This window comes from Actinoallomurus sp. CA-142502 (genome assembly GCF_050936355.1).
In the GTDB taxonomy this organism is placed as follows: Bacteria; Actinomycetota; Actinomycetes; order Streptosporangiales; family Streptosporangiaceae; genus Actinoallomurus; species Actinoallomurus iriomotensis.
Map to the genome: position 1 here is coordinate 370,608 of NZ_JBNJMY010000001.1, position 9,103 is coordinate 379,710.

A 9,103-nucleotide genomic window follows, 5' to 3' on the forward strand; every position below is an offset into this window, starting at 1 on the left:
TACCTCATGAACGCGTGAGGTCAGCGGGGCGGCCGGAGTGGTTCCGTGGGTGAGGTCTGCGGTGCTGTCCAACTGGCGAGTAGTTTGAGGCGGTCCTCCGAGGGGGTGCCCGGCTCGGCCGTGTAGATGATCAGGTCGTGTACGGCCCGTTGCGGCAGGGGCAGACTCAGATCGCGGAAGGTCATCTCCACGCGGCCGACTTCGGGATGGTTCAGCCGCTTGACGCCTTCGTGACGGATTCGGACGTCGTGGCTGGCCCACATGGTGCGGAAGTCGGGGCTGAGCGTGGACAGTTCGCCGACAAGCTCACGCAGAGCCCGGTCGTTAGGTTCGCGTCCGGCTTCGGCGCGGAGCACCGCGACCGTGGCCCTCGCACCTTCCTCCCAGTCGACGAAGAAGTCGCGGGAGCCTGGGTCGAGGAAGAAGTAGCGGGGGAAATTGGCGCAGCCCCGGTCGTCGGCGGTGTTGCTGTCGAACATCGGTGAGTACAGGGCCCTGCACAGTGCGTTGCTCGCGACGATGTCCAGACGGCCGGTGCGTACGAAGGCGGGGGCCATGGTCATGGAGTCCACCATCCATTGGACGGAGGACGGGATCTGGACGTCCTTGCGGCGGTTCGGCCTGCGGCGGGTAGGGCGAGCCGCTCTGGCCAGCTCGAACAGGTAGGTGCGCTCGTCCTCATCGAGGTGCAGTGCCTGCGCGACCGCTTCCAGCACGTCCTCGGAGACACCGCCGATGTGGCCCTTCTCCAGCCGTGTGTACCACTCGGTGCTCACGCCGGCGAGGGCCGCGACCTCCTCGCGCCGCAGTCCCGGAACCCGGCGGCGCCGGCCGGTGGGCAGTCCGACCCGCTCCGGGGCGAGCTTGGCGCGTCGGCTGATGAGAAAGTCGCGGATCTCCGAGCGGTTGTCGGTGGGATCACCGGTGTGGTTTTCGGACGGAGGTTCCATTCGTCCAGGGTATCCACGGTCCGGCCAATAGAGAGGTTGCGTTCATACCCCCCATAAACGCGACCTTGTCCGCCTCTGACGGCGCCGATTTCCTTGGATTGGCGGACTTGAACGGCCCTCCTTCATCGCGGGCCCGTCCGCCGGTCCATCATCCACACCCCAGGAGCATGACCATGGCCAGCAAGACCGTACTGATCACCGGCGCGACCAGCGGTGTCGGCGCCCACACCGCGCGGTTGCTCCTCGACCGCGGCCACCGCGTGGTGGTCACCGGCCGCAACGAGAGCAAACTGAAGCTTTTCCTCGAGGACGCAGGCCACCCCGACCGGCTGCTGGGTCTCGTCGCGGACGCGGCGGACTGGGAGGCCACCGAGTCGGTCGTGACCCGTACCGTGGAGCACTTCGGTGCCCTGGACGCGGCGGTGGCCAACGCCGGATTCATGACCGGTGACTCCATCGGGGACGGAGACCCGACCCGGTGGTCGTCCATGGTCCTCACCAACGTCCTCGGCCCCGCCCTGCTGGCCCACGCCGCCCTGCCCCACCTGGAGGCCACCGGCGGACGGCTGGTGCTCCTCGGCAGCGTCGCCGGGCTGAAGAACTCTCCCGGGAACCTCTACTCGGCCACCAAGTGGGCCACCACCGGGCTCGCCGAGAACCTGCGTCTACTCGCCACGGCCCGCGGCATCGGTGTCACCCTTGTCAACCCCGGCATGATCGACACACCCTTCTGGGAAGGCGCCGGCGTTCCCCCCTTCGCCCTGCCTCCCCAGCCCATCGCGGAGGCCATCTGCTTCGCCCTCGACCAGCCGGCGGGCGTCGACCTCAACACCCTGACCATCCGGCCCATGGGCCAGCCCGCCTGACCACGCTCGGTCGTCACACCACGGCCTGACCAAGGGCCGCTGTGACGACCATGTGACCATCTCAACCGTACGCTGGCGCTCCGGATCGGAGGCGGACACGGACGGCCGGGGAAACAGATGAGGGTCCTGGTGGTCGAGGATCAGGTGCGACTCGCCGATTCGGTGGCGCGGGTTCTGCGGCGCGAGGGCACGGCCGTTGACGTCGAGTACGACGGGAGCGCGGCGCTCGACCGTACCGCCGAGGTGGACTACGACGTCGTCGTCCTCAACCGGGACCTGCCGGGTGTGCCCGGCGACGAGGTGTGCCGCCGGCTGATGCGGGAGCCGCTGGGTACCCGGGTGCTCATGCTGACCGCGGCCGGAACCATCGCCGACCGGGTGCAGGGGCTCACCCTCGGCGCGGACGACTACCTGCCCAAACCGTTCGCCTATCCCGAGCTGGTGGCCCATATCCGCGCGCTCGGCCGGCGTTCGCAGCCTGCCGTGCCGCCCGTCCTCGTCCATGGTGACCTCACGCTGGATCCGGCCCGCCGGGCCGCGACCCGGGGCGGGACGAGGCTGGCGCTCAACCCCAAGGAACTGGCCGTCCTCGAGTACCTGCTCGCCGCGCAGGGCCGGGTGGTCTCCGCCGAGGAGCTCCTGGAACGGGTGTGGGACGCGACCACCGACCCGTTCACCACCACGGTGAAGGCCACCATGAACCGCCTCCGGTCGAAACTCGGCGAGCCGCCCGTCATCGAGACCGTTCCCCGGGCGGGCTACCGGATCTGAGCGGGAAAGAGGAATCCCCATGGGCCTGACATCCCAGATTTCCGGCATGCGGGTCCGGCTGCGGCTCACTCTCTTGTACGGCGTGCTCTTCCTGCTCTCCGGCGCCGTGCTGCTGACCATCACCTAGCTTCTGGTCGGCCACGCGGGATCGAACATCGCGATGTCCCAGCGCAGCACGTCGCCATCCGGCGAGCAGAGCGTCAGCATCTTCCTGGGGGCGACCTTTCCGAAGAACATCCGGCTTCCCGAAGCCGAGCGGCGCGTCGCCGAGGCGATTCAGGAGCAGTCCGTCCGGCAGCACGCCGAGATCATGCATCAGCTGCTCGTGCAGTCGTGCGTGGCGCTCGCCATCATGGCGGTCGTCGCGACCGCGCTCGGCCGGCTGGTGGCCGGGCGCGTACTGCGGCCGCTGCAGACCATGACGAACAGCATCCAGCACATCTCGGCGCGCAACGTGCACGAGCGGCTGGCCGTCACCGGGCCGCGCGACGAGCTTAAGGATCTCGCGGCCTGATGCCGTGACCTGCACCACAGTCGGTTGCCCCTGACATCGGTGTGAGCGGTGAGGATGGCGACAGAGCCCGGAACCACCGGGGCCGGTCACACGGGAGGCGGCAGAAGATGGGGCAGGCGTGGGGTTTCCGCAGGCATGGCGGGCCCGAGGTGCAGGAGTTCTTTGATCGTCCCGATCCCGTCCCCGGTCGCGGCGAGGTGCTGATACGGGTCGACGTCGCTGGCGTGAATCCCCTCGACCACCTTCTGCGCTCGGGTCTGGTCCCCGGGCTCGACGGTGGGCGTCCGTTTCCCCGCGTGCTGGGCATGGAGGCAGCGGGAACCGTTCTCGCCCGGGGTGAGGACGTCGACGGGCTGGAGGTGGGTGACGCGGTCTTCGGCTTCGCACTCACCGGTGGCGGCACCTACGCCGAGACGACGGTGCTGTCCGCGCCGAACACCGCGCGCATCCCGGCGGGTCTGGCCGCGACCGTGGCGGCAACGCTGCCAGTGGCCGGGACGACCGCGGTGGATGCGCTCGACCAGCTCGGCCTCCCGGCCGGTGCCACGGTCCTGGTCAACGGGGTCGGGGGCGGGGTCGGCCTCGCCGTCGCCCGGCTGGCCGTCGGGCGCGAGCTGCGTGTGATCGGCACCGGGAGTGCCGCCAAGCGCGAGCACGCCGAGGCCATCGGGGTGCGGTTCGTCGACTACACCGCCGGGGACGTCGTCGCCGCGGCACGCGAGCTGGTTCCGGACGGCATCGACGGGATCGTCGACCTGGTCGGAGGCACCTCGTTGCGGACGGTCGCTCCGCTGGCCCGGGATCCCCGCAACGTCATCGCCGTGGGTGATATGTCCGTGTCCGATCTCGGTGGGCGTCTTGTCGAGCGCCGCATCGACCGCGAGAACCTGGAGCGGTCCGCCCGGCTGGCCCTCGATGGCGTCCTCGCACCCGTGATCACCGCGATCCATCCGCTCTCCGATGCCCCGGCCGCCCTCGCCATCGTCGAGAACGGTCATACTTCGGGCAAGGTCGTCATCAAGGTGGCATGAAGAAGTGCCCGGCCGAGCGACGCCAAGAGCAGGCCGCACCCAGGACCGCGGATCGGGTAAAGGCTCATCGAGGAAGAGATTGAGCCAGGCTGGTGTGAGGCCGAACCCGACGTCGAACCGGTCCCGTGCGGGCCCCGGCTCGACGTCTTGCCTGCTGACGATGGCGGAGGATGCGAGATTCGAACTCGCGAGGGGTTGCCCCCAACACGCTTTCCAAGCGTGCGCCCTAGGCCACTAGGCGAATCCTCCGCGGAGAAGCCTACCGGGTTCGCGGCAGCGGCCGTACATCGATGACGGCCTCGATCGGGAGCGGGCCGTAGATGTGTGGGAAAACGTCGTCGCCGACCGCCTCGTGGCGTACGTCCAGACCCTCCGGGTCGATCGTGAGGAGTAGTAGGTCGTCCAGGTCGGCGTAGAACGCCCGCTGGACCTTGCGGACCTGTTCCTCGTCTCGTGAGGCGTGGATGAAGCCGACATCCGCGAGGGTCTGGCCGCGGGTCGAGATCTCGTACGGGCCGCCGGACTCGCGGGCGGCCTCCCAGTCGGTGCGTTCGGCGATGTGGAAGATCGTCATACGTGGCTCTCCCGGGGATCGTTGGAACCGAGGAGAGCGTACGGGCCGAACACGTCCTCCGGATGCCATAGACTCAGTCGAGACCCCTCGCATGGCGTCATCCTGTGAACCTCCCCAGGGCCGGAAGGCAGCAAGGATAAGCAGGCTCTGGCGGGTGTGCGGGGGGTCCTTTGCTTCTGACGAGGACGGACCCCCGATGAGTCTGGCTCTATACCGAAAGTATCGGCCAGCGACGTTCGCCGAGCTCAAGGGGCAGGAACACGTCGCCGAGCCGCTTCAGCAGGCGTTGCGAAACGGGCGCATCCATCACGCGTACCTGTTCAGCGGGCCGCGCGGCTGCGGGAAGACCTCCAGCGCGCGGATCCTGGCGCGTTCACTGAACTGTGAGCAGGGGCCGACGCCCGAGCCCTGCGGCAAATGTGAGTCCTGCGTCGCGCTGGGTCCGTCCGGCGCCGGGCACATCGACGTGATCGAGATCGACGCGGCCTCCCACGGTGGTGTGGACGACGCGCGTGACCTGCGCGAACGCGCCTTCTTCGCCCCGGTGGCCGCGCGCTACAAGATCTACATCATCGACGAGGCGCACATGGTGACCCGCGAAGGGTTCAACGCGCTGCTGAAGCTCGTCGAGGAGCCGCCGGCCCACCTGAAGTTCATCTTCGCGACGACCGAGCCGGAGAAGGTCATCGGGACGATCCGGTCCCGTACGCACCACTACCCGTTCCGTCTGATCCCGCCGGGCACCCTGCGCGAACTGCTCGAAGACATCCTGCAGAAGGAGAACGTCCCGTACGAGCCGGCCGCGATCCCGCTCGTCGTACGCGCCGGGGCCGGGTCCGCGCGCGACTCCGAGTCGATCCTGGACCAGCTCCTCGCGGGCGCCGGCGAGGAGGGCATCACGTACGCCCGCGCGGTCTCGCTGCTGGGCTACACGGACGCGACCCTGCTGGACGAGGTGGTGGACGCGATCGCCACCCGTGACGGCGGGGCGGTGTTCGCCGCGATCGACCGGGTGATGGAGGGCGGGCAGGATCCGCGGAGGTTCGCGGCCGACCTGCTCGAACGCTTCCGCGACCTGGTGATCCTTTCGAACGTGCCCGACTCGGGGGCGACCGGGCTGCTCGACGTGCCCCCGGACGAGCTCGAACGCATGCAGGCGCAGGCGTCGCGACTCGGCGTGGCCGAGCTGACGCGCGCGGCGGACCTGCTGCACACGGGCCTGACGGAGATGCGCGGGGCCACGGCGCCGCGTCTGCTGCTCGAACTGATCTGCGCGAGGATCCTGCTGCCGGGGGCGTACGACGACGAGGCCTCGCTCCTGACCCGCCTGGACCGCCTGGAGCGCCGCCTGGCGATCGGCGACGGCGCCCCGCCCGCGGACCTGCCCCCGATCCGCCGCCCCCAGCCCCCACAGCCCGCCGAAGAACGCCACGCCCCAGGCCGAGCCCCCCGCAGCGACCCGGCCGCCGGAAGCGAGAACCAACCCCCACCGGTAAGACAACCCCCGCCCGCCCAGGGGGGCGACCCCACTTCCATTGTCCAGCGCGGGAGCGGCGGGGCGGAAGGTGCGCGGGGGGCTGTGGATAACTCCGCAGCGGCCTCGTCGGGTTCGGCTTCCGAGCCTTCGGCGCCGGCCGGCTCGGTCCGTTCGGTCGGCTCGGACCCTTCGGGGCCGGCGGGCTCGCACTCGGCCGACTCCGGCTCCCGCTCGGCGGCTTCGGCCGCCGCCACTCCCAAGCCGGCGGCCTCTCCGGAGCCTCCGGCCGGTCCGCCTTCCGTCGCCTCCGCGGCGGCCTCCTGGGGCGCTCCGAGCGCCTCTCCCGGGCAACAGGCCCCGACCGGCCGCGACGAAAGCCGCTCGGACCGGTCCGGGCAGGCCGCGCGCCCAAGCGAACGCAACGGCTCCCGCGCCGCGAGCGACGCCGACTGGCCGGCCCCAGCACAACCGCGACCACAGGCACCGCAACAGACGCAGGCACCCGCCCAGCAAGGAGACCCCGGAACGGTCGACGTCGGCGCCATCCGCCGCATGTGGGTCGACATCCTCGAGGCGGTCAAGCAGCGCAGCAAGGTCGCCTGGATCGTCCTTATGGAAGGCGTCGAGGTCGCCTCGCTCGACGGTAACGTCCTCACTCTCGCGTTCGCCAACGAGGGGAAGCGCCGCGGGTTCACCACCGGCGGCAAGGAGGTCGTGCTCCGCGAGGCGCTCAAGGAGATCCTCGGCGTCGAGTGGCGCATCGACGCGGTACTCGACAACGGCGGAGGCGGTGGTCGTCAGGGGCCGCCGCAGCCGCCGCCCGACACCGGCGGCGGCTGGGGCGCCTCGGCGCCCGCGCAGCCCCCGCCCCCACCGCCGCGTCAGCAGGAGCACCGGCCGCCCGAGCCTCCGCCGGCGGCGCCCGCGCCGCCGGGGTTCGTGCCGCCACCGCCGGGGCCGATGGACGAGGCCGACGAGGTCGACCCGGAAGGTGACGCCGACGCCGGCGCGGACAGCGCGCTGACCGGCATGGCGCTGATCGAGCAGGTACTCGGGGGGAAGGTCATCCAGGAGATCGACAACGCTTGACCTGGGGATTAAGCCCATTTGCCGCGTCCGTAGGCCACTCTGATCCCGGTGGCTGCCAGGAGCGGGTCGCGCTCCGCCGTACGCGGTCAGCGGCACGGGAGATGACCGGAATTTCGATCACGGGTGGGCGCGTACCGCATCGGCGGCGGACCCCGTAGTCTCGTGCCATCGGACGATCGAACGAGGAGACGCCGTGGAACCCGGAGGCGAGCCGAATATCCAGCAGATGCTGCAGCAGGCGCAGCGGATGCAGGAGCAGCTCATCAACCTGCAGCGTGAGCTCGCGGAGGCCGAGATCGAGGGCACCGCGGGAGGCGGACTGGTCACGGCTACGGTGAACGGCCAGAACGAGCTCGTCAAGCTCGTCATCGACCCGGCCGCGATCGACCCGGGCGACCCGCAGGACACCGCCGAGACCCTTGCCGACCTGGTCGTCGCCGCGATCCACAACGCCGGCGAGGAGGCGCAGCGGCTCCAGGAGACCAAGATGGGTCCGCTGACCGAGGGTCTGAGCGGTCTCGGCGGCGGTCCCGGGGGTGGCCTGCCCGGCGGGCTCGGTCTTCCCGGACTCTGACGAGCCGGAGCCGGCTCTGAGGGGCCGGGGCCGAGCCCCGACGAGCCGTTGCCGTACGCCCTACGATCTTCGCCCAGAACAACACCGACAGAAGGGAGGGAGCCGTGTACGAGGGGGTCGTGCAGAACCTCATCGACGAGTTGGGCAGGCTGCCCGGCGTCGGGCCGAAGAGCGCGCAGCGGATCGCCTTCCATCTGCTCGCTGCGGACCCCGCCGACGTCTCGCGGCTGACCGAGGCGTTGCGTGAGGTCAAAGAGAAAGTCAGATTCTGTAAAGTCTGCGGTAATGTGGCCGAGGCAGAGGAATGCCGGATCTGCCGGGACGCTCGTCGTGACCTGCATGTGATCTGTGTGGTGGAGGAGCCGAAGGATGTCGTCGCGATCGAAAAGACGCGCGAGTTCCGAGGCCGCTACCACGTGCTCGGCGGGGCGATCAGCCCGATCGAAGGGGTCGGCCCCGACGATCTGCGGGTCCGGGAGCTCATGACGCGGCTCGCCGACGGAGAGGTGACCGAGCTCATCTTGGCCACCGACCCGAACCTCGAAGGTGAGGCGACCGCGACCTACCTCGCCCGGCTCGTGAAACCGATGGGCCTCACCGTCACGCGGCTCGCCAGCGGCCTGCCGGTGGGGGGCGATCTGGAATACGCCGACGAGGTCACACTCGGCCGTGCGTTCGAAGGACGGAGGCTGCTCGATGTCTGAGAACAGCTGGACCACGCTCGCCGATCGAGTGGCGAAGCATGTCGACACATATATGGCCGGGCTCGAGGCCGTCGCCAAGGGCGAGGCCGGCGAGCACGCCGTGCCCTACCTGCTGCTCGAGGTCTCCCAGATCGCGATGGCCGGGGCGCGGCTGGGTGCCAGCACCGACGTGATCCTCCCGGACAACTGGGAGCCCGACGTCGGCGAGGACCCCGATCTGGACGCCGTACGGCAGGGGCTGGCCGAGCGCCTCACCCAGGTCGACGACTACATGGAGGTCTTCGACCCGTACAAGGACACCGAGGCGACCCCGTACCGGCTCTCCGACGACCTCGTCGACGTCGCCAGCGACCTGGTGCACGGCCGCCGGCACTACGAGGCCGACCGCAAGCTCGAGGCGCTGTGGTGGTGGCAGTACAGCTACTTCAACCACTGGGGCAACCACGCCGGGGCTGCGCTCCGTGCTCTTTATGCGGTTTCGGCGAGTGCGCGTCTGGACGTCATGGAGGAACAGGTCGCGGGTTGACGGAAGGTTTCCCGCCTGTTGCCGGGA

10 protein-coding genes, 1 tRNA gene and 1 other RNA gene are annotated in these 9,103 nt (G+C 69.9%); 9 read left to right on the forward strand and 3 right to left on the reverse strand.

The genetic code is table 11. The features are described from left to right. Positions 1–20 precede the first annotated feature (20 nt). Complete coding sequence (locus tag ACQEV1_RS02135; protein WP_433390490.1) at positions 21–950, reverse strand: helix-turn-helix transcriptional regulator; 930 nt, start codon at positions 948–950, stop codon at positions 21–23. Positions 951–1,123: 173 nt separating this feature from the next. Here ACQEV1_RS02135 and ACQEV1_RS02140 point away from each other — a divergent pair, with 173 nt between their 5' ends. The 4 genes from ACQEV1_RS02140 (at position 1,124) to ACQEV1_RS02155 (ending at position 4,132) form a co-directional block, all read left to right on the forward strand. Then, a complete protein-coding gene (locus ACQEV1_RS02140) occupies positions 1,124–1,816 on the forward strand; it encodes an SDR family oxidoreductase (protein WP_433390492.1) in 693 nt (230 codons plus the stop codon). 117 nt (positions 1,817–1,933) lie between these two features. Beyond that, positions 1,934–2,587 (forward strand): response regulator transcription factor, encoded by a 654-nt coding sequence (locus tag ACQEV1_RS02145; RefSeq protein WP_433390494.1) that lies wholly within the window; start codon positions 1,934–1,936, stop codon positions 2,585–2,587. A gap of 160 nt (positions 2,588–2,747) precedes the next feature. Further along, entirely contained in the window at positions 2,748–3,101 is a 354-nt protein-coding gene (locus tag ACQEV1_RS02150) for a HAMP domain-containing protein (RefSeq protein ID WP_433390496.1), read from the forward strand. Positions 3,102–3,208: 107 nt separating this feature from the next. Next, on the forward strand, positions 3,209–4,132 hold the full coding sequence (locus ACQEV1_RS02155; protein ID WP_433390499.1) for an NADP-dependent oxidoreductase: 924 nt from the start codon (positions 3,209–3,211) through the stop codon (positions 4,130–4,132). Positions 4,133–4,293: 161 nt separating this feature from the next. Here ACQEV1_RS02155 and ACQEV1_RS02160 read toward each other — a convergent pair. Next, positions 4,294–4,381, reverse strand: a tRNA-Ser gene (locus tag ACQEV1_RS02160). 10 nt (positions 4,382–4,391) lie between these two features. Then, positions 4,392–4,706 carry a DUF952 domain-containing protein gene (locus ACQEV1_RS02165; protein WP_285577173.1) on the reverse strand — a complete coding sequence of 105 codons (315 nt, stop codon included), beginning with the start codon at positions 4,704–4,706 and terminating at the stop codon, positions 4,392–4,394. 78 nt (positions 4,707–4,784) lie between these two features. On the opposite strand from ACQEV1_RS02165, the gene ffs reads away from it, so the two are divergent. The 5 genes from ffs to ACQEV1_RS02190 all read left to right on the forward strand — a co-directional run bounded on the left by ffs (position 4,785) and on the right by ACQEV1_RS02190 (position 9,076). Further along, positions 4,785–4,880, forward strand: an RNA gene (ffs, locus tag ACQEV1_RS02170) — signal recognition particle sRNA small type. Positions 4,881–4,902: 22 nt separating this feature from the next. Then, a complete protein-coding gene (locus ACQEV1_RS02175) occupies positions 4,903–7,272 on the forward strand; it encodes a DNA polymerase III subunit gamma and tau (RefSeq protein WP_433390502.1) in 2,370 nt (789 codons plus the stop codon). 193 nt (positions 7,273–7,465) lie between these two features. Next, on the forward strand, positions 7,466–7,846 hold the full coding sequence (locus tag ACQEV1_RS02180; protein WP_285577168.1) for a YbaB/EbfC family nucleoid-associated protein: 381 nt from the start codon (positions 7,466–7,468) through the stop codon (positions 7,844–7,846). A gap of 104 nt (positions 7,847–7,950) precedes the next feature. Further along, a complete protein-coding gene (gene recR / locus ACQEV1_RS02185) occupies positions 7,951–8,550 on the forward strand; it encodes a recombination mediator RecR (protein WP_285577166.1) in 600 nt (199 codons plus the stop codon). Further along, positions 8,543–9,076, forward strand: coding sequence for a DUF5063 domain-containing protein (locus ACQEV1_RS02190; protein WP_285577164.1), 534 nt, complete (start codon positions 8,543–8,545; stop codon positions 9,074–9,076). Before recR ends, ACQEV1_RS02190 begins: the two co-directional genes overlap by 8 nt. Positions 9,077–9,103: the final 27 nt, after the last annotated feature.

Excerpts from the sequence above, each read along its gene's own strand:
- ACQEV1_RS02165 (WP_285577173.1), bottom strand. The coding sequence starts at position 4,706 with ATGACGATCTTCCACATCGCCGAACGCACCGACTGGGAGGCCGCCCGC.
- ACQEV1_RS02190 (WP_285577164.1), top strand. The coding sequence starts at position 8,543 with ATGTCTGAGAACAGCTGGACCACGCTCGCCGATCGAGTGGCGAAGCAT.
- ACQEV1_RS02155 (WP_433390499.1), top strand. The coding sequence starts at position 3,209 with ATGGGGCAGGCGTGGGGTTTCCGCAGGCATGGCGGGCCCGAGGTGCAG.
- ACQEV1_RS02140 (WP_433390492.1), top strand. The coding sequence starts at position 1,124 with ATGGCCAGCAAGACCGTACTGATCACCGGCGCGACCAGCGGTGTCGGC.
- ACQEV1_RS02175 (WP_433390502.1), top strand. The coding sequence starts at position 4,903 with ATGAGTCTGGCTCTATACCGAAAGTATCGGCCAGCGACGTTCGCCGAG.
- ACQEV1_RS02135 (WP_433390490.1), bottom strand. The coding sequence starts at position 950 with ATGGAACCTCCGTCCGAAAACCACACCGGTGATCCCACCGACAACCGC.
- ACQEV1_RS02145 (WP_433390494.1), top strand. The coding sequence starts at position 1,934 with ATGAGGGTCCTGGTGGTCGAGGATCAGGTGCGACTCGCCGATTCGGTG.
- ACQEV1_RS02150 (WP_433390496.1), top strand. The coding sequence starts at position 2,748 with ATGTCCCAGCGCAGCACGTCGCCATCCGGCGAGCAGAGCGTCAGCATC.